This is a genomic window from Streptomyces sp. NPDC026417 (assembly GCF_055567695.1).
Genome location: NZ_JBVHPY010000014.1, coordinates 195,232 through 218,844, shown reverse-complemented (window position 1 = coordinate 218,844; position 23,613 = coordinate 195,232). Strand labels below are relative to the sequence as shown.

The 23,613-nt window shown below is 72.4% G+C and carries 16 protein-coding genes, 1 tRNA gene and 1 riboswitch; of the genes, 8 read left to right on the top strand and 9 right to left on the bottom strand.

The window, feature by feature from the left end:
* The first annotated feature begins 6 nt into the window (after positions 1-6).
* From ACZ4NT_RS22875 to glpK, 6 genes are all read left to right on the top strand, one after another.
* A complete protein-coding gene (locus tag ACZ4NT_RS22875; protein WP_467727242.1) occupies positions 7-771 on the top strand; it encodes a crotonase/enoyl-CoA hydratase family protein in 765 nt (254 codons plus the stop codon).
* 542 nt (positions 772-1,313) lie between these two features.
* The gene (locus ACZ4NT_RS22870) at positions 1,314-2,432 is read left to right on the top strand and encodes a mechanosensitive ion channel family protein (protein ID WP_121407323.1); all 1,119 of its coding nucleotides are present in this window, start codon (positions 1,314-1,316) and stop codon (positions 2,430-2,432) included.
* Between the two features lie 199 nt (positions 2,433-2,631).
* Positions 2,632-4,851, top strand: a complete 2,220-nt coding sequence (locus tag ACZ4NT_RS22865; RefSeq protein WP_467727240.1) for an NADP-dependent isocitrate dehydrogenase — start codon at positions 2,632-2,634, stop codon at positions 4,849-4,851.
* A gap of 363 nt (positions 4,852-5,214) precedes the next feature.
* Entirely contained in the window at positions 5,215-6,153 is a 939-nt protein-coding gene (locus tag ACZ4NT_RS22860; protein WP_467727238.1) for a TauD/TfdA dioxygenase family protein, read from the top strand.
* Between the two features lie 130 nt (positions 6,154-6,283).
* A complete protein-coding gene (locus ACZ4NT_RS22855) occupies positions 6,284-7,132 on the top strand; it encodes an MIP/aquaporin family protein (protein ID WP_467727236.1) in 849 nt (282 codons plus the stop codon).
* 24 nt (positions 7,133-7,156) lie between these two features.
* Positions 7,157-8,674, top strand: coding sequence for a glycerol kinase GlpK (gene glpK, locus ACZ4NT_RS22850; RefSeq protein WP_121407319.1), 1,518 nt, complete (start codon positions 7,157-7,159; stop codon positions 8,672-8,674).
* Between the two features lie 73 nt (positions 8,675-8,747).
* Here glpK and ACZ4NT_RS22845 read toward each other — a convergent pair.
* The 3 genes from ACZ4NT_RS22845 to ACZ4NT_RS22835 form a co-directional block, all read right to left on the bottom strand.
* Positions 8,748-8,821, bottom strand: a tRNA-Pro gene (locus tag ACZ4NT_RS22845).
* Positions 8,822-8,905: 84 nt separating this feature from the next.
* On the bottom strand, positions 8,906-9,673 hold the full coding sequence (locus tag ACZ4NT_RS22840) for an NPP1 family protein (protein WP_467727233.1): 768 nt from the start codon (positions 9,671-9,673) through the stop codon (positions 8,906-8,908).
* A gap of 213 nt (positions 9,674-9,886) precedes the next feature.
* A complete protein-coding gene (locus ACZ4NT_RS22835; protein WP_467727231.1) occupies positions 9,887-11,086 on the bottom strand; it encodes a serine hydrolase domain-containing protein in 1,200 nt (399 codons plus the stop codon).
* A gap of 1,067 nt (positions 11,087-12,153) precedes the next feature.
* Here ACZ4NT_RS22835 and ACZ4NT_RS22830 point away from each other — a divergent pair.
* Positions 12,154-12,888 carry a DUF4232 domain-containing protein gene (locus ACZ4NT_RS22830; RefSeq protein ID WP_467727229.1) on the top strand — a complete coding sequence of 245 codons (735 nt, stop codon included), beginning with the start codon at positions 12,154-12,156 and terminating at the stop codon, positions 12,886-12,888.
* Between the two features lie 34 nt (positions 12,889-12,922).
* Here the strand turns inward: ACZ4NT_RS22830 and thiD are convergent, their stop codons facing one another.
* The 5 genes from thiD to ACZ4NT_RS22805 all read right to left on the bottom strand — a co-directional run bounded on the left by thiD (position 12,923) and on the right by ACZ4NT_RS22805 (position 18,814).
* On the bottom strand, positions 12,923-13,750 hold the full coding sequence (thiD, locus tag ACZ4NT_RS22825; protein WP_467727227.1) for a bifunctional hydroxymethylpyrimidine kinase/phosphomethylpyrimidine kinase: 828 nt from the start codon (positions 13,748-13,750) through the stop codon (positions 12,923-12,925).
* Positions 13,751-13,797: 47 nt separating this feature from the next.
* Positions 13,798-15,198, bottom strand: coding sequence for a purine-cytosine permease family protein (locus tag ACZ4NT_RS22820; RefSeq protein WP_467727225.1), 1,401 nt, complete (start codon positions 15,196-15,198; stop codon positions 13,798-13,800).
* Positions 15,188-15,282: riboswitch (TPP riboswitch) on the bottom strand. (Overlaps the previous gene by 11 nt.)
* Positions 15,283-15,327: 45 nt before the next feature.
* Positions 15,328-16,368: a ComEC/Rec2 family competence protein gene (locus tag ACZ4NT_RS22815; RefSeq protein WP_467727223.1), complete on the bottom strand. Its 1,041-nt coding sequence runs from the start codon at positions 16,366-16,368 to the stop codon at positions 15,328-15,330.
* On the bottom strand, positions 16,365-17,645 hold the full coding sequence (locus ACZ4NT_RS22810; RefSeq protein ID WP_467727221.1) for a hypothetical protein: 1,281 nt from the start codon (positions 17,643-17,645) through the stop codon (positions 16,365-16,367). Before ACZ4NT_RS22810 ends, ACZ4NT_RS22815 begins: the two co-directional genes overlap by 4 nt.
* Entirely contained in the window at positions 17,642-18,814 is a 1,173-nt protein-coding gene (locus ACZ4NT_RS22805) for a caspase family protein (protein WP_467727219.1), read from the bottom strand. Before ACZ4NT_RS22805 ends, ACZ4NT_RS22810 begins: the two co-directional genes overlap by 4 nt.
* A 148-nt stretch (positions 18,815-18,962) precedes the next feature.
* Here ACZ4NT_RS22805 and ACZ4NT_RS22800 point away from each other — a divergent pair, with 148 nt between their 5' ends.
* Positions 18,963-20,027, top strand: coding sequence for a T6SS phospholipase effector Tle1-like catalytic domain-containing protein (locus ACZ4NT_RS22800; RefSeq protein ID WP_121407310.1), 1,065 nt, complete (start codon positions 18,963-18,965; stop codon positions 20,025-20,027).
* A gap of 119 nt (positions 20,028-20,146) precedes the next feature.
* Here the strand turns inward: ACZ4NT_RS22800 and ACZ4NT_RS22795 are convergent, their stop codons facing one another.
* Positions 20,147-23,521, bottom strand: coding sequence for a pyruvate carboxylase (locus tag ACZ4NT_RS22795; RefSeq protein WP_121407309.1), 3,375 nt, complete (start codon positions 23,519-23,521; stop codon positions 20,147-20,149).
* Between the last annotated feature and the right edge of the window lie 92 nt (positions 23,522-23,613).

The window sequence follows — 23,613 nt, the reverse complement described above, 5'->3', positions numbered from 1 at the left end:
CGGCGGATGCCGGTACGGATCGAACGTCGGGGACACGTCACCACCGTGGTCCTGTCCCGGCCGGAGGCGCGCAACGCCGTGGACGGTCCCACCGCCGCCGCCCTCGCCGACGCCTTCAGGGAGTTCGAGGCGGACGAATCGGCCCGGGCCGCGGTGCTGTGGGGCGAGGGCGGGACGTTCTGCGCGGGCGCCGACCTGAAGGCGATCGGAACCGGACGGGGCAACCGGGTGGCGGAGGACGGTGACGGCCCCATGGGGCCGACCCGGCTGCGGCTGTCGAAGCCGGTCGTCGCGGCCGTCGCGGGGCACGCCGTCGCCGGCGGCCTGGAGCTGGCCCTCTGGTGCGACCTCCGGGTGGCCGAACAGGACGCGGTCTTCGGCGTGTTCTGCCGCCGCTGGGGTGTGCCGCTCATCGACGGCGGCACGGTACGGCTCCCCCGGCTGATCGGCACGAGCCGGGCCATGGACATGATCCTGACCGGGCGTCCGGTGCCCGCCGCTGAGGCGTACGAGATGGGCCTCGCCAACCGACTCGTGCCGCCCGGGCGGGCCCGCGAGGAGGCCGAGTCCCTGGCCGCGGCGATCGCCCGCTTCCCGCAGTCCTGCCTGCGGGGCGACCGCGCGTCCGTGCTCGACCAGGAGGGCCTGGACGAGGCGGCGGCCCTGCGCGGCGAACTCCGGTACGGCATGGGCGTCCTGGACGAGAGCCTGGAGGGCGCCGCCCGTTTCGCGGCGGGCGCGGGGCGGGGCGGCTCGTTCACCGAGCTGTGAGCCCCGCCGGGCGCCGGAGGAACCGGAAGCCGTGACGTTCGCGTCCTGCCCCGGCGTGCCCACCGCGTCGTCGCCGGAGGAGCCGGTGAGCGTGACGCTCCCCTCCCGGCGCGCGGCGCCCGCCCCTCGTCGCCGGAGGAACCGGAGGGCGTGACGCTCCCCTCCCGCCCCGAGGGCGCCCGCCCCAGCACCGCCGGAGGAACCGGGGGCATGACGCTCGCATCCCGCCCCGGAATGCCCGCCCCGGGGCGCCCGCCCCGTCATCCCCGGCGCGCGTCCGGCGCCGCCGCACGGAAACGTCGTACGAGGTCAGCCGCCTGACGGCCGCTCGCCGGGACCGTACACGCCGCGGCGGGGGCAATGGCCGTTTTCCACAGGCCTGGTGACGGAGGGACACCCGGATGCGGCAGGATGAGCGGTCGTCCCGGACGGCGCACATCCGTCCGGCGTGATCGTGCATTCCCGGATTCGAGCAGGTGGCAAGTGACGACACATCACATCGGGCCCACGAGCCCTTCCCTCGGCCGCACGGGAGGCGACCGGTGAACCGCGCTCTCACCCTGGACGATCTGGTCGTCGCGGGCATCGCCCTGGCCGCGGGTCTCGCGACGGCCGTCCTGCTGCGCATGCTGCTGCGCTGGCTCGGCAAGCACGCGCTGCGCACCCGCTGGAGCGGGGACGACGTCATCGTCGACGCGCTGCGCACCCTGGTGCCGTGGGCGGCGGTGTCCGCGGGCGTCGCGGCGGCGGCCACGGCGCTGCCCCTGACCGCGCCGGTCGGGCGGAACGTGAACCGGGTCCTGACCGTGGTGCTCATCCTGGTCGCGACCGTCACCGCCGCCCGGGTCGTCACCGGTCTGGTCCGCAGTCTCGCCCAGTCCCGGTCGGGGGTCGCCGGCTCCGCCACGATCTTCGTCAACATCACGCGGGTCGTGGTGCTGGCCATGGGCTTCCTGGTCATGCTGCAGACGCTGGGCATCTCGATAGCCCCGCTGCTCACGGCCCTCGGCGTGGGCGGCCTCGCGGTCGCGCTGGCTCTGCAGGACACCCTCGCCAACCTCTTCGCCGGCGTCCACATCCTCGCCTCGAAGACGATCCAGCCCGGCGACTACATCCGTCTCAGCAGCGGTGAGGAGGGTTACGTCGTCGACATCAACTGGCGCAACACGACCGTGCGCCAGCTCTCCAACAACCTGGTCATCATCCCGAACGCCCAGCTCGCGGGCACGAACATGACCAACTTCACCCGGCCCGAGCAGGAGATGACGCTCCTCGTGCAGGTCGGCGTGGGGTACGACAGCGACCTGGAGCACGTGGAGCGGGTGACCACCGAGGTTGTCGCCGAGGTGATGACGGAGATCACGGGCGCGGTTCCGGAGCACGAGCCCGCCGTCCGCTTCCACACCTTCGGCGACTCCCGGATCGGCTTCACCGTGATCCTCGGTGTGGGCGAGTTCAGCGACCAGTACCGGATCAAGCACGAGTTCATCAAGCGGCTGCACCGGCGCTACCGGGACGAGGGCATCCGCATCCCGGCGCCCACCCGGACGGTGGCGCTCCAGCAGGGCGCGACGGCCCTGCCCGACGCCGTGACGCCCGACACCGTCCTTCCCGAGCCCGGCATCCCGCACCAGCGGGAGGCCCGGACGCGGCTGCCGTAGGTCCCGACGCCCCGGGCGGACGGGGCCGGGCGGCCCACCGGAGGGGGAGGGCCCGCTCGCCCGTCCGTCCGGGCGGTGCCGGAGGGGGCGGGGTCCGGCCGGATCGGGGTACCGGCGGCGGGCAGGGTCCTGTCGAGTGGGGGTCGGTCACGAGATATCTTGATGTCGAGCAATGTTGCAGACGTGGAGCGGAGCACCGGTGACTGACTCGACCATCATCTATACGCACACTGACGAGGCCCCGGCCCTGGCGACCCATTCGTTCTTGCCGGTGGTCCAGGCATACGCGTCGCAGGCCGGTGTCACTGTGGAAACCCGTGACATCTCGCTTGCCGGGCGGATCATCGCCCTCTTCCCGGAGTACCTGGAGGAGGGCCAGCGCATCCCCGACGCCCTGGCGGAGCTCGGTGAGCTGGCCAAGACGCCCGAGGCCAACATCATCAAGCTGCCGAACATCTCGGCCTCGATCCCGCAGCTGAAGGCCGCGATCGCCGAGCTCCAGGAGCAGGGCTACGCGCTGCCGGCCTACCCGGACGACCCCAAGAGCGACGAGGAGCGGGAGATCCGCGCCCGTTACGACAAGGTCAAGGGCTCCGCCGTGAACCCGGTGCTCCGCGAGGGCAACTCCGACCGGCGTGCCCCCGCCTCGGTGAAGAACTACGCCAAGGCCCACCCCCACCGCATGGGCGCCTGGTCCGCCGACTCGAAGACGAACGTCGCCACCATGGGCGTCGACGACTTCCGCTCCACCGAGAAGTCCACCGTCATCACCGAGCCGACCGCCCTGCGGATCGAGCTGGTGGGCGACGACGGCTCCACCACCGTGCTGCGCGAGTCCGTACCGGTCCTCGCCGGCGAGGTCGTGGACGCGTCCGTGATGCACGTGGCGCCGCTGCGCGAGTTCCTCACCGCGCAGATCGCCCGCGCCAAGGCCGAGGGCGTCCTGTTCTCGGTGCACCTCAAGGCCACGATGATGAAGGTCTCGGACCCGATCGTCTTCGGTCACGTGGTGCGCGCCTTCTTCCCGAAGACGTTCGCGAAGTACGGCGAGACCCTCGCCGCGGCGGGCCTGTCCCCCAACGACGGTCTCGGCGGCCTCTACAAGGGCCTGGAAGCGCTGCCCGAGGGTGCCGAGATCAAGGCCTCCTTCGACGCCGAGCTCGCCGAGGGCCCGGAGCTGGCGATGGTCGACTCCGACAAGGGCATCACCAACCTGCACGTCCCCTCGGACGTGATCGTCGACGCCTCCATGCCGGCGATGATCCGCACCTCCGGCCACATGTGGGGTCCGGACGGCCAGGAGGCCGACACCCTCGCCGTCCTCCCGGACAGCAGCTACGCCGGCGTGTACCAGGTCGTCATCGACGACTGCCGGGCCAACGGCGCCTTCGACCCGTCGACGATGGGCTCGGTCCCGAACGTCGGCCTGATGGCGCAGAAGGCCGAGGAGTACGGCAGCCACGACAAGACCTTCGAGATCCCGGCCACCGGCACGGTCCGCCTGGTCGACGAGGCCGGGAACGTCGTCCTGGAGCAGACCGTCTCGGCCGGCGACATCTTCCGCGCCTGCCAGACCAAGGACGCGCCGATCAAGGACTGGGTCAAGCTCGCCGTCACCCGTGCCCGCGCGACCGGCGACCCGGCCGTGTTCTGGCTCGACGAGACCCGTGCGCACGACGCCCAGCTGATCGAGAAGGTCAAGCGGTACCTGCCCGAGCACGACACCGAGGGCCTGGACATCAAGATCCTGTCCCCGGTCGAGGCGACCGCGTTCTCCCTGGAGCGGATCCGCCGCGGCGAGAACACGATCTCGGTCACCGGCAACGTCCTGCGTGACTACCTGACCGACCTGTTCCCGATCCTGGAGCTGGGCACCAGCGCCAAGATGCTCTCGATCGTGCCGCTCATGAACGGCGGCGGCCTCTTCGAGACGGGTGCCGGCGGTTCCGCGCCGAAGCACGTGCAGCAGCTCGTCAAGGAGAACTACCTGCGCTGGGACAGCCTCGGCGAGTTCCTCGCGCTGGCGTCCAGCTTCGAGCACCTCGCGACCACCACGGGCAATGCGCGCGCCCAGGTCCTCGCCGACACGCTCGACCGTGCGACGGCCTCGTTCCTGGAGAACGACAAGTCGCCGACCCGTCGCGTCGGCGGCATCGACAACCGCGGCAGCCACTTCTTCCTGTCCCTGTACTGGGCCCAGGAGCTGGCCGCGCAGACCGAGGACGCCGACCTCGCCAAGGCCTTCGGCCCGCTCGCCGAGACCCTCTCCGCCAAGGAGCAGACGATCGTCGACGAGCTGATCGCGGTCCAGGGCAAGCCGGCCGAGATCGGCGGCTACTACCAGCCCGACGTCACCAAGGCCTCGACGGTCATGCGTCCGTCGAAGACGTGGAACGAGGCGCTGGCGATCCTCGCCTGACGCACCACCGCGGACCCGCCGTCCGCGACCGCCGCCCCGGCCGGAGCCTTCCGGCCGGGGCGGCGGCGTTCCCGGGAGCGGGCGGCGGCTCCCCGCGAGCAGGGAGGGGGTCCGGCCCGCCCCTGACCGGGCGGGGCGGCGCCCGGAGGGCCACCGAGCGCCGCCCCGCCCCGCCCCGCGTCGCGGCAGCGGACGGCGCCCGCCGCAGCCCGCGCCGACACTTCCGCGCCGACGGGCGAACGGTGGCCACGAGCGGGCGGGTACGCGTTCGAACGGTCCCTGGCCGGGTAGCGATCGGACCGGGCAGCGGCCCCCCGCGCCGGGCGCGAGGGCGCCGACGGATGCGACGGAGCGGAGACAGACGTGACCACGGAAGCCGGTATCGACGTACGGCCGGCCTCGGGCCACACGGGCGCCGAGATCAGCGGCGTCGATCTGGCCGGGCCCCTGGACGACGCGGTCGTCGCGGCGATCCGGGCGGCGGTCCTGCGCTGGAAGGTGGTGTTCTTCCGGGAGCAGCGCCTCGACCACGCCGCCCACGTGGCGCTGGCCCGCCGCTTCGGCGAGCCGGTCGCCCTGCGCTCCCGGGGCAAGGCATCCCCCGAGGACTTCCCGGAGGTGGAGACCACGGCCGACCGCCTGGAGCTGGCCGGGCGCTACGGCATGGAGCGCGACGAGTGGCTGGAGCGGCGTCACACCCTGCTGCGGGGCTGGCACTGCGACCACGGCGCCCGGATCGATCCACCGGCGGCGACCATCCTGCGCGCGGAGACCGTGCCGCCGTACGGCGGGGACACCACCTGGTCGAATCTGGCCGCCGCCTACGCGGGCCTGTCGGAGCCGGTGAGGCGGTTCGCGGACGCCCTGCGGGCCGAGCACCGGCTCGGCGTCGGCTACCAGGCGCGGCCGGGCCAGGACGCCTACGTCCGGCACCTCCAGGACCACCAGGTCGCGACGGTGCACCCCTTGGTGCGGGTGCACCCGGAGACGGGTGAGCGCCTGCTCTTCGTCAACGGGTACTACGTCGAGCGGATCCTGGACGTGTCCCGGGCGGAGAATCTGCGTCTGCTGGAGATGTTCGTCGAGCAGGCCACCCGCCCCGAGTACACGGTCCGCTTCCGCTGGGAGCCGGGAAGCGTGGCGTTCTGGGACAACCGGGCGACGGTCCACCTGGCCCCGGCCGACACCGGCCACCTCGACTTTCCGCGCGTGATGCACCGCGTGATGCTCGCGGGCGACATTCCCCGCGGCGTGGACGGCGTGCCCTCCGAGGCCCTGACGGGATCCCCGCTGCACGGGTGAGCCCAACCCCCCGTCCCATATGAGGCATTTTTTCACCTCTGGTGCGATTAACGGTTGATCGTTCTATTCTGATGCGGGGAGGGCTCGGACAGTCGACAGCCGGTCCCGTGCCGGTGGGAAGTGGGCTTCCATGGCTGAGCGGTTCAAGAGGCTGGGGCTGGTCGGCGAGATGTCGGCCGAATTCCTCGGCACCATGATTCTCATTCTTTTCGGTTGCGGTGTGGTGGCCCAGGTGGTCGCCGGCGGAGCGCTCACCACGCCTGCGGGCGGTCTGGGAAACCATGACAGCATCGCCTGGGCCTGGGGTCTCGGCGTCACCCTCGGCGTCTATGTCGCGGCCCGTCTGAGCGGCGCGCACCTCAACCCCGCGGTGACCGTCGCCCTGGCCACGTTCAAGGGCTTCCCGTGGAGCAAGGTGGCACCGTACGCGCTGGCCCAGCTGGCCGGCGCCTTCGTGGCCGCCCTCCTGGTGCGCTGGAACTACTCCGAGGCGCTGGCGAAGGCGGACCCCGGCCACACGATCAAGACCCAGGGCGTGTTCTCGACCCTCCCGGCGAACGGCAACCCGAACCTGCCGGTCCACGAGTGGGGCGCGTTCCGCGACCAGATCATCGGCACCGCCATCCTGCTGCTGCTGATCATGGCCATCACGGACCTCCTGAACACCCCGCCGGGCGCCAACCTGGCCCCGTTCATCATCGGCCTGGTCGTGGTCGCCATCGGTATGGCCTGGGGCACCAACGCCGGTTACGCGATCAACCCGGCACGTGACCTCGGACCCCGCCTCGCCAGCTTCTTCACGGGGTACGGCGGAGCGTGGCGAGATCAATACGGGAATTTGTACTTCTGGGTGCCGATCGTCGGCCCCCTGATCGGCGGCGTGCTCGGTGCGGCGATCTACAAGTTCCTGATCGGCCGGTTCCTGCCGACGGCGGAGCCGGAGCCCCCCGGACGCGTCCCCTCTCCGGACGAGTCCTGACCCCCACGAAGGAGGCGGATCCCCATGGCGGACTTCGTGGGCGCAGTCGACCAGGGAACCACCAGTACCCGTTTCATGATCTTCGACCACTCCGGCAACGAGGTGGCGAAGCACCAGCTGGAGCACGCCCAGATCATGCCGAAGTCGGGCTGGGTCGAGCACGACCCGGTGGAGATCTGGGAGCGCACCAACTCGGTGATGCAGAACGCCCTGCGGCACGGGAATCTGTCTCCCGACGACCTGGCGGCGATCGGTATCACGAACCAGCGGGAGACCACGGTCGTCTGGGACCCGCGCAACGGCCGCCCCTACTACAACGCCATCGTGTGGCAGGACACCCGCACCGACTCCATCGCCGCCGCGCTGGAGCGGTCGGGCCAGGGTGACGTCATCCGCCGGAAGGCGGGCCTGCCGCCGGCGACGTACTTCTCCGGGGGCAAGATCCAGTGGATCCTGGAGAACGTCGACGGTGTCCGTGAGGCCGCCGAGCAGGGCCACGCCCTCTTCGGCAACACGGACGCCTGGGTCCTGTGGAACCTGACGGGCGGTCCCGACGGCGGCATCCACGCCACCGACGTGACCAACGCCAGCCGCACGATGCTGATGAACCTGGAAACCCTCGACTGGGACGACGAGCTGCTGGGCTTCTTCGACATCCCGCGGGCCATGCTGCCCACCATCAACCCCTCGTCCCACCGGGAGGCCTACGGGGTGACCCGCACCTCCCGTCCGCTGCGTGCCGCGATCCCCATCACCGGGGTGCTCGGGGACCAGCAGGCGGCCACCGTCGGACAGGTCTGCTACGCGCCCGGCGAGGCCAAGAACACCTACGGCACCGGCAACTTCCTGGTGCTCAACACCGGTACGGAACTGGTCCGTTCACAGCACGGCCTGCTCACCACCGTGGCGTACCAGTTCGGCGACAGCCCGGCGATCTACGCCCTGGAGGGTTCCATCGCGGTCACCGGGTCCGCGGTGCAGTGGCTGCGCGACCAGCTGAAGATCATCAGTGACGCGGCCGAGAGCGAGACCCTGGCCCGTACCGTCGAGGACAACGGGGGCGTCTACTTCGTCCCCGCGTTCTCGGGCCTGTTCGCCCCCTACTGGCGTTCGGACGCCCGCGGCGCGATCGTCGGCCTCGCCCGGTACAACGACAACGGCCACCTGGCCCGGGCGACCCTGGAGTCGATCTGCTACCAGAGCCGCGACGTCGTGGAGGCGATGGAGCAGGACTCCGGTGTCCACCTGGACGTGCTCAAGGTCGACGGCGGCGTGACCGCCAACGACCTGTGCATGCAGATCCAGGCCGACGTGCTCGGCGTACCGGTCAGCCGTCCCGTGGTCGCGGAGACGACCGCGCTCGGCGCCGCCTACGCGGCGGGACTGGCCACCGGCTTCTGGCGCGACACCGACGAACTGCGCACCCACTGGCAGGAGTCCAAGCGCTGGGAGCCCCAGTGGTCCGACGACCGCCGGGCGCAGGGCTACACGGACTGGAAGCGTGCGGTGGAGCGCACGCTCGACTGGGCCAAGGTCGAGTAGCCGCACCCGGTCGATCACGGCCGAAGGCCGTACCGGATGCTCCGGTACGGCCTTCGGCCTGCGACTCGCAACGTCGGGACGACAGGATTTGAACCTGCGACCCCTTGACCCCCAGTCAAGTGCGCTACCAAGCTGCGCCACGTCCCGCTGCGGTTCCCGTGGTGACCCACGTGATCGCGCAGGTGAACCCTACCGCACGCGCACGGCCGGTCTCGCCTCCGTCCGGTGCCGTCAGGCGTCGGGGTCGAACGGGATGCCCGCCGGCTTGGCCTTGGCGAGGTGCGAGGCGAAGTTGCCGTCCTTGAGGCCGAAGACGGCGCTGCCCCAGTTGGCCTGGCTGAGCTTGTCGCGCAGGCCCGCGGGATAGCCGTTCCAGCCGACGAGGCTCGGGTACTGCCAGGTGTGGCGGTGGTTCTCCGGCGGCTCGTCATTGGTGTTGGCCGGGCGGAAGCAGTGCGTGCTCAGGCCGTCCTTGTGATAGACGATCTTGGGATGAGTCCCGTCCCAGCGGATCCGGTCGCGGCCGTACACGCTGAAGCCGCCGTGGGCGGAGGTGGAGACGTACTGGGCCTGATCGTTCTGCACCCACACCACGACGTGCTCCCAGTCGTGCCGGTGCCCGCCGAGCCCGCTGCCGGCCACGGCCTGGTCCTTCTCGAAGTAGAGCCCGTACAGGATCGCGCACCAGCCGTTGTTGCACTTCTCGCGGGAGTAGCCGTTGGTGCTGTCGAGGTCCCAGGAGTCGCGGCACTGGCCGTTGAGGGCCCCCGACGGGTTGAGGCCGGCGTTCAGCGTTCCGTCGGGGCCTATGGCGGCGGTCGGGTAGCAGCCGTCCGTGTCGTAGTCGTAGGCCGGCTGGAACGTCTGCTCCAGTCCGTCCGCGGCGGCCGGCAGCGCCCGGGGCGGCTCGGCGAGGGCGCTGCCCGGAAGGGCGAGAACCAGGGCGAGCGCGCCGCCGAGGATCACGGGAACTCGGCGGATGCGCGGGGTCGGCTTCACTTGCGTCCTCCTGGTCGACCGCGGCGTGGGGGGTGGAGCGAGCGGTCGTGTTGGCATGCCCAGATCAGCTTTCCGGGCCGTCGCCGAAAACACCAGGGCCGGCGGGTGTCGGAGTGATGAAGGACCAACCAAGGCCGGGAGCGCGGACGTTGGGGCGGTACCCACCGGGCTGCCCGGCCGGAGGCGTCCGACCGGGCGGTGGGGCTCGGCCGGCTACCGCGGGGGAACCGGGCGGTCGTAGATGTTCTTCGGGGTCACGATCTCGGTGATCGCCCGGGCGACGAGGGAGGACGGCTCCTGTCCGTCGACCATGCTGTCGGTGTTGAGCAGGACCACCAGCGTGGCCTTCTTCGACGGCAGGTAGACGGTCACCGTCTCGTAGCCGGGGATGGAACCGTTGTGACCGAGCCATCCACCGGACTTGAAGATGCCGAGCCCGTACGTCGTTCCGGGGTAGCCGGTCGGCAGCGTCTTGAGCCGCTGCGCCTGGGTCTGCGGGCTGAGCAGCTTGCCCGTGGCGACGATCTTCGCCCAGCGGTGCAGGTCGTGCAGGTCGGAGATCATCTGTCCGGCGGCCCAGGCCCAGCTGGGGTTCCAGTCGGTGGAGTCCTCGACGTCACCGCTCAGCGTCTGATCGGTGTACCCGCGCGCGTGCGGCGCGGGGTACTCCTCCTCCTCCGGGAAGAGGGTGTGGCGCAGGTGTGCCGGTCGCAGGACCCGCTTCTCGATGAAGTCGCCGAGGCGGTGGCCGCTGACCTTCTCGATCACCAGGCCGAGGAGGACGAGGTTGCTGTTGGAGTACTGGAATTGCGTTCCCGGCGCGAAGGTGTTGTCGTGCCGGTAGCCGTACTCGAGCAGTTCCTCGGGGCTGAACGACCGGTACGGGTCGCTCATCAGATCGTGGTCGAAGTCCGGGTCCTCGCTGTACGGGAAGAGACCGCTGCGCATCTCGGCCAGGTGCCGCAGAGTGATCCGGTCGCCGTTCGGTACGCCGTCGATGTACTCGGAGATCGGGTCGTCCAGCCCGATCCGGCCGTCGTCGACGAGTTCGAGCAGCGCGGTGACCGTGAAGGTCTTGGTCTCGCTGCCGATCCGGATGAACTGGCGGGTGCGCATCGGTGCGCCGGTGTTCTTGTCGGCGATCCCGGTCGCCCGGACGTAGTCCCCCTTGCCGGGCATCCGCAGGCCGACGACGAGCCCTGGAATGCCGGCCTGTCGGCGGACCTTCTCGATGGCCTTGTCCAGCCGGGCGGTCAGCTTGGGGCCCAGTCCGCCCGGTGGCGTCTTGTCCTCGTCGTGCCGGTCGGCTACCACGGCGTGGTCGGCCGTCGCGGGAATCGCCGTCATCGGGGCCAGGACGGAGGCCACCAGCAGTGATGCGGCGAACAGGCGGCGGGAGGGGATACGTCGCACGGGCACCTCTTCCGGGTCGGGGTTCGAGGGGCAACGTCACCATCCGGATCCGGGGCGGGGCCGCCGGGCCGGTTCGCGTCCCTGAGAGTCCACCCGTTCGGAGCCACGCCGGATCCGGGGGCGGCCGCGGCCCGGATCGGAGCCCGCCGCGGCCCGCTGCGGGTCGGGGCGCGGCCCCCGGACCGCCGGGGCAGGTCGTCCGCGCGGACCGGTTCCGGGCGGACCCGGCCCCCCCCAGGCGGTCCGGGCGCTGCAGCGGGCCATGGAACCCGACCGTGAGCGGCGCCGGCCCACCGCGGGGCGCTGCGCGGACGAGCCGGACCGGCCGGCGGCGCCGCAGCCACGCGGGGGCATCGCCCCTCCGCCACGACACCGGCGCCGGGCGCCGGCCGGGGCCGCGGCCGCGGCGGTCGTCCTCGGCGCGGCCGGTCTCACGGCCGCGCCGGTGGCCCGGCAGTCCCCTCCCGGGAGCGTCCGGGTCGAGGACGCCTCGGGGCGGCTCTCGCCGGAGGTGCCCGCCGGCTGGGACCGGCGGCTCCGCGACGCCGGCTGGAATCCGGGCAGTGTCGGGCTGCGGGACGGCCGCGCGCCCGGCCTGCCGCCGCGGACGACCTCACCGACTGGGCGGACTCGACGCCGGGGTGGACGGGGCGCCGGCGGGCCTCAGCGAGCACGGCGACATGGGGGCCGGGGTCGCCCGGATCGCCGGCCCCGAGTGCCGCTGCGCGGGCAGCCGCGTTCACACCGGCAGGCGCCGGCACGGGGTGCTGCGGACGTGGGACGGCTGTCCGGGGAGGCGGGGGCGCGCTCGCGGAGGCGGGGCCGGCCCCGGCGGGCGGTGGCGGCGGGCCGCAGGTGTACGTGCAGATCCGCCGGCACGCAGCGGAAGCCGACGGCGGCGACGCCGTCGACCGGGTGCTCGACTCCGTACGGGTCGGAGACCGGCTCCCGCGTCCGCCGTTCCCGCGAACTTTTCCGCCTCCCGGTGCATCGGACAGGGGTGACGGGGCACAACGCGCCCTGTGCACGCGTCGGGACGCGTGCGACGACGACCGAGGAGTTGTGGCATGGCGACCTTCCTGCGCGGCGACGCGGACCCGGACGGCACGGCCCCCGCACGGCGCACCCCCTCCCCCGCACGCGGGGTGTCCCTGCTCGCGGGCCTCGCGGTGCTCGGGCTGCTGACCGCCTGCGGCAGCGACGACGGGGCGAGCGGCGCCCCGACGAAGCTCTCCGCCACGGCCGGACCGGCCTCCGGTACGCGCACGACGGACGCCGGCTCCGGGAGCGACACAAGTCCGTCCGGCGGCGCGACACCGACCGGGGCGGCGAAGACCTCGGCGTCCGCCTCGGTCCCGGCCGCCGAGGGGAGCGCTCCCCCGGGCGGCCGGTGCCACACCCCTGAGCTGCGCGCCTCGGTCGGTGACAACGACCCGGGCGCCGGGCAGGAGAACTTCGCGGTCGTCCTCACCAACCGTTCCTCGCGCACCTGCACTGTGCGCGGCTTCCCCGGCGCGGCCTTCGTCGACGCGTCCGGCAAGCAGCTCGGGCCCGATCCGAAGCGGTCCTCGGAGAAGGCGACGACCGTCACCCTGGCTCCGGGACAAAGCGCCTGGGCCGGTCTGACCTTCTCCAACCCCGAGATCAGCGGTGCCGGGACGGCGACTCGGGCCACCCTCCTCGTCACCCCGCCGGACGAGAAGGCGCCGCTCAAGGTGAAGTGGACTCAGGGCGAGGTGCCGGTGTCCGGCAACGCCTCCACGGTCTCCCTGACGGTCCTGCGCGCGGGGTCCGGCACCTGACCGGTCGCCGTGGCCGCGGACCTGCCTCCCGGGGTCAGCGGTCCACCCGCAGCCGCCAGCCGTGGTCGACCGGGCCCAGGCCCGCGCCGAGAGGGAAGCCCGCCGCTATCGCGCCCGTGACGTAGTCCTTGGCGCGGCGCACCGCGTCGGGCACCTCCCGGCCCCGGGCCAGGCCCACGGCGATCGCGGAGGCCAGGGTGCAACCGGTGCCGTGGGTGTGGCGGTTGTCGTGGCGGGGCGCGCGCAGCCAGTGCTCCTCGCTGCCGTCGGTGAGCAGGTCGACGGCTTCGCCGGGCAGATGCCCGCCCTTCACCAGCACCCAGCGCGGCCCGAACGACAGCAGTCGCCGGGCCGCCTCGGCCATGCCCCGGTCGTCCGTGGCGCGGATGCCGGTGAGCTGCGCCGTCTCGTCCAGGTTCGGCGTCGCCACGGTGGCGACCGGCAGCAGCACCGTGCGGACGGCGTCCAGCGCCTCGTCGGCGAGCAGCCGGTCGCCGTGCTTGGACACGCTGACCGGGTCCACGACCGCGGGGGCGGCGGTGTCCGCCAGCAACTCGGCGACGGTCCGCACGAGTTCGGGCGAGGCGAGCATGCCGGTCTTCACCGCCTGCACACCGATGTCGTCCACGACGCTGCGGTACTGCGCCCGGACCGCGTCGGCCGGCAGTTCCCAGGCGCCCTGGACGCCGACGGAGTTCTGGGCGGTGACCGCGGTCAGCACGCTCATCCCGTGCGCGCCCAGCGCGAGCATCGTCTTGAGGTCCGCCTGGATGCCCGCGCCGCCGCCGGAGTCCGATCCGGCGACGGTCAGGACACGGGGCGGCGCGGGGGACGCACCCGCGGGGGTGGTGGACGGTGTCATACCTGGTTCTCCCTGAAGGCGTGGGGACGCGACGGCGGGGTGCGGCGTCAGCGCCGCGTGCGCAGGCGCAGCGGCGCGTAGACCACGAGCGCCGCGACGAAGGCCGCCGGGTAGGCGAGGTCGGCACCGTGCAGGGCCTCGGCGACCGGACCGACGTACAGACCGGTGCTCATGAACGGCACCGCCGCTGCGAAAGCGGCGACGAACGCGACGAGCGCCGGCCACCAGGAGCCCGGCCGGGCGGCCTCCGTGGCCGGGTCGACGGGCGCGCCGCCGCGCGCCCGGGCCCGCCCGATCCAGTCGACCACCACGACGGCGACGAAGCCCGGAATCCAATAGCCGACGAGGAGCAGTACGTTCTGGAAGCGGGTGGTGGTGTCGGCCGCGTGCATCCACAGCACGAGCGGGAAGCCGAGAGCGGCGGCGAGGGCGGCGGCGACCGGGCGGGGCAGCCGGACCCCCATGGTCTGCAGCGCCAGGGAGCCGCTGTAGTCGTTCATGGCGTTGCTGCACAGGGCGGCGAGGGCGACGGAGAGCAGGCCCAGCGCGCCGGGCACGCCGCCGCCGAGCAGCCTGTCCACGCCCCTGGCGGTCTGGTCGGTGAAGACGGCCGCGCCCCACAGGCCGAGCGCCTGGACGGCGACGAAGGAGGCGCCGAGCCCGAGGAGGGTGCACCAGAACATCCGGGTCCGGGACGCGGTGCGCGGCAGATAGCGGCTGAAGTCACTGGCGTACGGGGCCCAGGAGAGGGCGAGGCTGAGCGCGACGGTGCAGGTCAGGACGAAGGCGCCGGCGCGGTCGGCCCCGTGCGCGGTGGCCTCGGCGGTGTGCTGGGCGCCGGTCGCGAGCTTGGCGGTGAGGGCGGCGAAGGCGGCGGCCAGGGCGAAGGTCATCACGGTCTGGAGCCGGTGGATCGCCTCGTACCCGAGGACGCCCAGGGCCCCCTGGGCGGCCATCACGACGAGGACGCCCAGCCAGAACGGCCAGCCGCACAGCCGGGCCAGCGCGTCCCCGCCGAACAGGCCGATGAGCGCGTCCCAGGCGATGGAGGACAGCCACTGGAGGGCGCCCGGCAGCACGACGGCACGTCCGAACGCCAGCCTGGCGAGCGGGAGTTGGCCCGCTCCGGTGAGACTGCCCCAGGTGCCCAGGTACGCGGTGGGCACGGCTCCGAGAAGGGTGCCGAGGACGACGGCGGTGAGCGCGGTGGCGAAGTCGAGGCCGAGCGCGATGCCGAGGGTGCCGGTGAACACGCCGGTCATGGTCAGGTTGGGCGCGAACCACACCGTGAACAGCCGGCCCGGGCCGCCGTACCGGGCGCTCTCGGGAACCGGTGCGATGCCGCGCGCCTCGACGCGCAGGTCACCGGGAGCGGCGGGCATCCGCCCGTCGAAGACGCGCTCGGGGCCGCCGAGGGCCACCTCGCCGCGGGCATGCGGCAACGACATGAGACATCCCTCCGCCAGTGCTAACTGGTTCAGGTTCGACGGGTGTGATCTCAGCCCTCGTGCGGGGCACCCCGTGTCCGGTACGGCGCACAGGATAGCCCGAGCCGTGGAGGCGGTGCCGCGCGGCCCTCAGAGTTCGAAGCCGGCGAACCCGTCCTCGGCACCGGGCGCCGGGACCGTCACCGTGTAGCCGAAGTGGTCGCGGAGTGCGGGGTCGTCCCAAGTGGCCGCGCGGTCACGGTAGTTGAAGACCAGCTCTTTCTCGGCGCCGCCGTGCCGGAGGATCCGGGCGACGGCGGTCTCGTCGGGGTGGTGGTGCCGGGCGCCGCTGGTCGAGATCAGGTAGCGGTCGCAGTCGATCAGCCCGAGCAGGTCGTTCGACAGGTTGTGGCCGCTGCCGTGGTGGGCGACCTTCAGGGCGTCCAGGTGCAGCCGGCCGCCCGCCGCCTCGGCGCGCGGCCGGATCGACTCCACCAGCCGCCCGTCGTCGGCGTCGCCGGTGAGGACGATGCGCCGGTCCTCGAACTCGAAGAGCAGGCCGATGCTGGTGGCGTTCGTGGGCGAGGCGTCGGCGCGGAACGGGGAGGCGGCGAGCTGCTCCACGTTCACGGGGCCGAAGTGCTCGAAGTCCGGCACCGGGGGGTTCTCCTCCGGGTCCCGGCCCGGGATGAGGCCGTGCCTGGCGCATTCCGCGGTCCACAGCGGGGCCAGTCGCTCCAGCCGGCCGCGGTCGGGTGAGAGCACCTCGATCGCGGACCCGTCGTCGAACCAGGCGAGCGGGCGCCCGACCTCGACGCTGCGTCCGCCGAAGGCGTCGTTCCACGGCATGCGCTGCCCGAGCAAAGTACTGGTGAGCCTCTCGCCGTCCCGGGCACCGAATCCCTCGGCGTCGAGGAGGTGGTCGAAGCCGTTGAACCACACGTCCGCGAACTCGACGGTGCGGTCGGGGTCGTCGAGCAGGGCGAGGACTCCCAGGATGTGGTCCTGGTCGACATGGGTGACCACGAGGACGTCGATCAGTCCGTCGAGGCCGGCGAGTGTGGACTTGATGCGCGGATAGGTGCGGGCGCGGCCGCCGTCGACCAGGATCCGGCGGACGAAGGTGTCGTCCCCGTACTCCAGGAGCAGGCAGTCGCCGTCCTCGCCGGGCAGCATGGTGAAGCGGATCACGGCGACCTCCTGCGCAGGGCGACGATCACGAACGGCTCCCGGGTGTCGACCCGCCACGACAGCCGGCGGGCCCGGTCGAGCCGGTCGGCGCACGCGGGGTCGTCCGGGAACTCGGAGAGGCCGTGGATGAGGCGGCTCAGGCCCAGGGTGAAGAGGGGGACGCCGCGGTCGAAGGCCTCCACTAGGGCGCCGCGGGCCGCCGCCCGCTCGGTCTCGCTGTGGGCCCGGCGCAGATGCCGCATCGCCCACAGCACGGAACCGTCGCTCATCCAGTCGAACTCGTGCCGCAGCCGGTCGAGCCACGGGTCCCAGCGGTGCGGCTGGTCCGTCAGCTCACTGCCGACCAGGACGTACGCGCCCGCCACGGCCGCGAGCGGATTGGTGATCCGGTCGTAGAGCATGGCCTCCGCGTCGCGCACGAGCGTCGCCGCCGCGTCGAAGGCTCCGCGTGCCATGTACCCCAGGGCGGGCCCCACCCGGCTGTCGCGGACGGTCACGGAGACGGCGCTGCCGGTGGGACTCTGGCGTTCGTTGACCAGGACCTCGATCTGCGCGGCCCCCCAGGGTGCCGGCAGCGTGACGACGTACTCGTTGCCTGCCAGGCAGACGACGAGGAACTGGCACGGGCCGGTGGGCTCGTCCATGGTGGGGCTGCCGTCCTCGTCGAGCGGGCCGTGCGGTCCGAACCGGTAGAGCCGGGCCGCCTCGTCGCCGAGGTCGAGGCTGGCGACGGAGTGGGGCGAGGAGCGGGCGAGTTCGAACACGGCGGAGCGCCGCACCTGTCCGTCGGCCAGCGGAAGCATGGTCGCGAAGTGCCGGCTCTCCGGTTTCGGGTCGCCGATCCAGGCCGCGTGGCCGGGTTCGACGACGGAGTCCCACTCCCAGACCCCGGACCGCGAGCCCTGGGACCGGGGCACCGGCACCGGCTCGCCGTCGTGGTACGCGCCGTAGGACTCGATGTTGCCCATGAGGTACTGCCAGGAGTGCGACTCGTAGGGCGAACCGGCGGTGCAGAGCGTGACGACGGTGTGGGCGCCCTCCCGGACCTGGGCGTCCTTGGACAGGACGACTCCCGAGGGCAGCCGGGCGGAGACGACGTAGTGGCCCGGAGCGACCTCGTAGCGGGCCGGCGGCCCCGAAGTACCGCAGGGGAACAGCACGTTGCGGTGGGTGGCCCCGCCGTCCGCCGCGAAGATGTTGCCGACGACCCGGGCCCCGTCGGGCAGGTCCGTCTCGTGCAGGCTCAGCGCGACACTCACGCTCAGGCCGGTACTCATTGCTTCACCAGCTGCACACGGCGGAAGACGGGTCGGACGGTGACGGACTTGCGCTGTACGTCCCGGTCGCCCAGCCTGGCCTCGAAGTCGTAGTCGCCGAAGCGCAGTTCGATGGCCCATTCACTCGCCGGGTCCGCTCCGCCGCCCTCCCCCGGGGCGCGCCGCAGACGCTCGCAGCCCGCCTCGCGGCAGACGAACTCCGCGGCGGCGTTGTCCTGGGCGGACGCGCAGCTCACGTACACCGGGACGACCGGCGGGCCGGGAAGTTCGTGCAGGACGAAGACGGGCAGTTCACCGACCGAGGGCACCTGGACGCCGGCGACCGCTCCGGCGAACTGCGGCTGGTGCATGAAGTGGTCGATGGCCTCCAGCAGATGGGAGGTGTTGACGCGCCACTCGCCCTCGGGGTCGTCGCTCGCGGCCCCGGCGAGACTCCGCAGCAGCGCCTCGGTGAACAGGCTGACCTGCCCGGGCCGGGCGTGCGACCGGTCCCCGGACAGGGTGGCGTAGTACGGGATGTGGAACCGCCGGGGCAGGTCGAGCGGGCGGGTACCCGCGCCCAGGGGGAGCCGACCGGCGAACCGGGTGCCCGAACTCTCGATCAGCACGTCGGAGTTGGACCGGCAGGCGTCGACGAAGAACACCTGCTGGGCCGCCTTGCAGCGCTTGAGTCCGTTCATCAGTCCCGCGAAGTCCAGCGCGCCGTTGAGCGGGTTGTGCCGGTCGGCGAAGATGTCGGCGGCGAGCAGCGCCATGTCGTCGCCCTGCGAGACGCCGTGCCCGCAGAAATAGAAGACGAGGCGGTTGTCGACGTGGCTGTCCCCCCGGTCGTACCACCGGGTGACCGCCGCGCAGATGTTGTCGATGGTGGCGACGTCGACGGCGCGGGACTCGCCGGTGCGCGGGTTCACGAACGGCGCGGGCGCGTCCTCGCTCAGGAGCAGGGCCAGACTGCCCAGCGGCCGCTCCCGGTCGTGGTACTCGGCGAGCAGCCAGGTCGCCAGGGCCCGGGCGGACAGCGGCGGTGAGCTGAGCTGCCGCATGCCGTCGGGGTCCGCGACCGGGGTCTCGCCGCCGGCGAGGTGGGGGTACTTCCCGACGCCGACGACCAGGGCGTGGGTGCGCGGGGAGTCGGCACTCGCGTCGAGGTGGATCACCGAACCGGCCATGGATCCTCCGGAACCCCACTGTGCCGGAGCATGCCCGCAGGCAGCATTTCTTTTACTATATTCCTGTACGTCAGATGTGTCCCGGTATGCCCACCGAGGCTTCCCCGACCACCGGCGATCGTCTCCGTCAGGGAACGCGAGGCCCGACATGGCCAAGAATCTCGTCGTCTGCCTGGACGGCACGGGCAACCAGTTGAAGGCGAAAGGGAACACCAACGTCGTCCGGCTCTACGAGATGCTGGACCTCGCCGTCCCCGCCCGGCAGATCGCCTACTACGACCCGGGCGTCGGCACGTTCTCCGCCCCGGGCACCTGGACTCCCGTCGGCCGCCGCCTGTCGAAGCTCCTCGGCCTGGCCTTCGGGGCCGGGATGAGGGACAACCTGGCCGAGGCGTACACGTACTTGATGAGGCATTACGAGCCGGGCGACCGCATCTACGTGTTCGGCTTCAGCCGCGGCGCCTACACCGCCCGTGCGCTCACCGGCATGCTCAGGGCGGTCGGCCTGCTGCGCCCCGGCATGGAGAACCTCGTTCCGTACGCCGTCTCCGTGTACGCGAGGAACAAGGACTGGACCGCCGAGGACTGGGACCAACTGCACCATTTCGCGGGCGCTTTCAGCAACGCGGTCGAGGGCCGGGTCGGCATCCCCGTCGAGTACCTGGGGATCTGGGACTCGGTGAAGGCCGCCGGTGTGCTGCGCTGGAACGTGCGGTGGCCGTACACCCGGCAGGCGCCCGCCGTCCGCCGCGTCCGCCACGCCATGTCCATCGACGAGAAGCGCAGGCCCTACCGCGAATACCTCGTCAGGCCGGGCGAGCGGAGGCGTTCCGCACCCGCGGCGCCGGTCGAGCAGGTGTGGTTCGCCGGCGTGCACTCCGATGTCGGCGGAACCTTCGACGACGATCCCCGGCTCGCCACGGTCGCCCTCAAGTGGGTCGTGGACGGCGCCCTGGAAGCAGGGCTGCGGCTGAGGCCCGGGGCGTACGCCCGCGAAGTGGCGCTGGTGCCGGAGGACGCCCTCGGCACGGTGCACCGGATGGGCTGGGTCTGGGCGCTGCTCACGTACCGGCGCCGCCGGCTGCCCCCGGACGCCCACGTGCACGCGAGCGTCCGGGCGCGGGTCGAGAAGGACCCGGGCTACGCGGGGCGCCTCCCGCCGACCGCGGTCTGGTCCGACGAGGACTGGCTCACGGCACGCACCACCCTCTGAACGGCCGGCACGCCGCGCGTGGGAACAGCCCGCCGCGCCTGTGCACGGCCGCCGCGCGGCATGCCGGGTCCCCGTTGCCGGGCCGGTGCAGGACCGGCGCGGCACGGGGACCCGGTGCCTCAGACGATCTCGACGAGCAGATCGCCGCCCTCCACCTGCTGGATTTTGTTGATGGCCAGCCGCGACACCGTGCCCGTCTTCGAGGCGGTGACGGAGGCCTCCATCTTCATCGCCTCGATGGTGGCCACCGTGGCACCGGCCTCCACCTCGTCGCCCTCGGCGACCGCCAGGGTCACCACTCCGGCGAACGGCGCGGCGACGTGGCCGGCGTTGGCCCGGTCGGCCTTCTCCGTCGCCGGGATGTCGGACGACACGGCGGTGTCGCGCACCTGGATCGGCCGCAACTGGCCGTTCAGGGCGGACATCACGGTGCGCATGCCGCGCTCGTCGGCCTCGCCCACGGCCTCCAGCTCGATGAGCAGGCGGACACCCGGTTCCAGGTCGACGGCGTACTCCTTGCCCGGGCGCAGCCCGTAGAAGAAGTCCTTGCTGTCCAGCACGCTGGTGTCGCCGTAGGTCTGGCGATGCGTCTCGAACTCGCGGGTCGGGCCGGGGAACAGCAGCCGGTTCAGCGTCGAGCGCCGGTCCTTCGCCAGCCCGGTGCGGTCGTCCGCGGTCAGCTCCTGCTGCGGCTTCGGAGCGGCCCGGCCCTCCAGGGCCCGGGTGCGGAACGGCTCCGGCCAGCCGCCGGGCGGGTTGCCCAGCTCGCCGCGGAGGAAGCCGATGACGGAGTCGGGGATGTCGAACCGGTTCGGGGCGGCCTCGAAGTCCTCCGGCGCGACACCGGCGCCCACCAGGTGCAGCGCGAGGTCGCCGACCACCTTCGACGAGGGGGTGACCTTCACCAGGTGCCCGAGGATCCGGTCGGCGGCGGCGTACATCGCCTCGATGTCCTCGAACCGGTCGCCGAGGCCCAGCGCGACGGCCTGCGTGCGCAGGTTGGACAGCTGACCACCGGGGATCTCGTGGTGGTAGACGCGGCCGGTCGGCGAGGCCAGGCCCGCCTCGAAGGGCGCGTAGATCCTGCGGACGCTCTCCCAGTACGGCTCCAGGTCGCCCACGGCCTTCAGGCTCAGCCCGGTGGGCCGCTCGGAGTAGTCGGTCGCGGCGACGATGCCGGACAGCGAGGGCTGCGAGGTGGTCCCCGCCATCGATGCCACCGCGCCGTCGACCGCGTCCGCCCCGGCCTGGACGGCGGCGAGGTAGGTGGCGAGCTGGCCGCCGGCGGTGTCGTGGGTGTGGATGTGCACCGGCAGGTCGAACTCGCGCCGCAGCGCCGACACGAGGGTCGCGGCGGCCGGGGCCCTCAGCAGTCCCGCCATGTCCTTGACCGCCAGGACGTGGGCGCCCGCCTCGACGATCTGCTCGGCCAGGCGGAGGTAGTAGTCCAGGGTGTACAGCCGCTCGGACGGATCGGACAGGTCGGAGGTGTAGCACAGCGCGACCTCGGCGACGGCGGTCCCGGTCTCCCGCACCGCGTCGATGGCGGGCCGCATCTGACCCACGTCGTTCAGCGCGTCGAAGATCCGGAAGATGTCGATGCCGGTGGCGGCGGCCTCCTGCACGAAGGCGTCGGTCACCTCCGTCGGGTACGGCGTGTAGCCGACGGTGTTGCGGCCTCGCAGCAGCATCTGCAGACAGATGTTCGGCACGGCCTCGCGCAGGGCCGCCAACCGCTCCCAGGGGTCCTCGGCGAGGAAGCGGAGCGCGACGTCGTAGGTGGCACCGCCCCAGCACTCCAGGGACAGCAGCTCGGGCAGGGTCCGCGCCACCACGGGGGCGACGGCGAGCATGTCCTTGGTGCGGACGCGGGTGGCGAGCAGCGACTGGTGGGCGTCGCGGAACGTGGTGTCGGTGACGCCGATGGTCGGTGACGCCCGCAGCCACCGGGCGAAGCCCTCCGGGCCCAGTTCGACGAGCCGCTGCCGGGAGCCGGCGGGCGGTTCCGCGGCCGGCACCGGCGGGATCTTGGCCGCGGGGTCGATCAGCTCGGGGCGTTCGCCGTGCGGCTTGTTCACGGTGACGTCGGCGAGGTAGGTGAGCAGCTTGGTGCCGCGGTCGGCGGAGTGGCGTGCCGTGAGCAGGTGCGGCCGCTGCTCGATGAACGACGTGGTGACCCGCCCCGCCCGGAAGTCGGGGTCGTCGAGCACGGCCTGCAGGAACGGGATGTTCGTGGCCACACCGCGGATGCGGAACTCGGCCACGGCCCGCCGGGCCCGGCCGATCGCGGTCGGGAAGTCACGGCCCCGGCAGGTGAGCTTGACCAGCATCGAGTCGAAGTGCGCGCTGATCTCCGTGCCGGCGTGGGTGGTGCCGCCGTCCAGCCGGATGCCGGAGCCGCCGGGCGAGCGGTAGGCGCTGATCCGGCCGGTGTCCGGGCGGAATCCGTTGGCCGGGTCCTCGGTGGTGATACGGCACTGCAGGGCCGCGCCGTGGAGGGTGACGGTCTCCTGGGAGAGACCGAGGTCGGCCAGCGTCTCGCCAGCGGCGATGCGCAGCTGGGCCTGGACGAGGTCGACGTCGGTGACCTCCTCGGTCACCGTGTGCTCGACCTGGATGCGCGGGTTCATCTCGATGAAGACGTGGTTGCCGTCGCGGTCGAGGAGGAACTCCACGGTGCCCGCGTTGCGGTAGCCGATCTCCCGGGCGAACCGGACGGCGTCGGAGCAGATCCGCTCGCGCAGCGCCGGGTCGAGGTTCGGCGCGGGGGCCATCTCGATGACCTTCTGGTGGCGGCGCTGCACCGAGCAGTCACGCTCGAAGAGGTGGATGACGTTGCCCTCGCCGTCGGCGAGGATCTGCACCTCGATGTGACGGGGCTCGACGACGGCCTTCTCCAGGAAGACCGTCGGGTCGCCGAACGCGGAGGCCGCCTCGCGCGATGCCGCCTCGATGGACTCGCGCAGCTGGGCCGGGTCCTCGACGCGGCGCATGCCGCGCCCGCCACCGCCCGCGACGGCCTTGACGAACACCGGGAAGCCGACGTCCTCGGCGGCGCGGACGAGCTCGTCCACGTCGGTGGAGGGCGCCGAGGAGCCGAGCACCGGTACGCCGGCCGCGCGGGCGGCGGCCACGGCGCGGGCCTTGTTGCCGGTCAGTTCGAGCGTCTCGGTGCCCGGGCCGACGAAGGTGATGCCGGCCTCCTCGCACGCGCGCGCCAGGTCGGGGTTCTCGGACAGGAATCCGTAGCCCGGATAGACCGCGTCCGCTCCGGCCCGGCGGGCGGCGCGGACGATCTCCTCGACGGAGAGATACGCCCGCACCGGGTGTCCCGGCTCGCCGATCTCGTAGGCCTCGTCGGCCTTCAACCGGTGCAGTGAATTGCGGTCCTCGTGCGGGAAGACGGCCACGGTCCGCGCGCCCAGCTCATAGCCGGCGCGGAACGCGCGAATCGCGATTTCACCTCGGTTGGCGACCAGCACCTTGCGGAACATTCGGGATCCCTTCAGCCTGCCGGTGACGCGCACCATGGTGTCGGCCCTGCCCGCTCCGCGCCATGTGAAGCGGCCCACTCCCCCGATGTGAG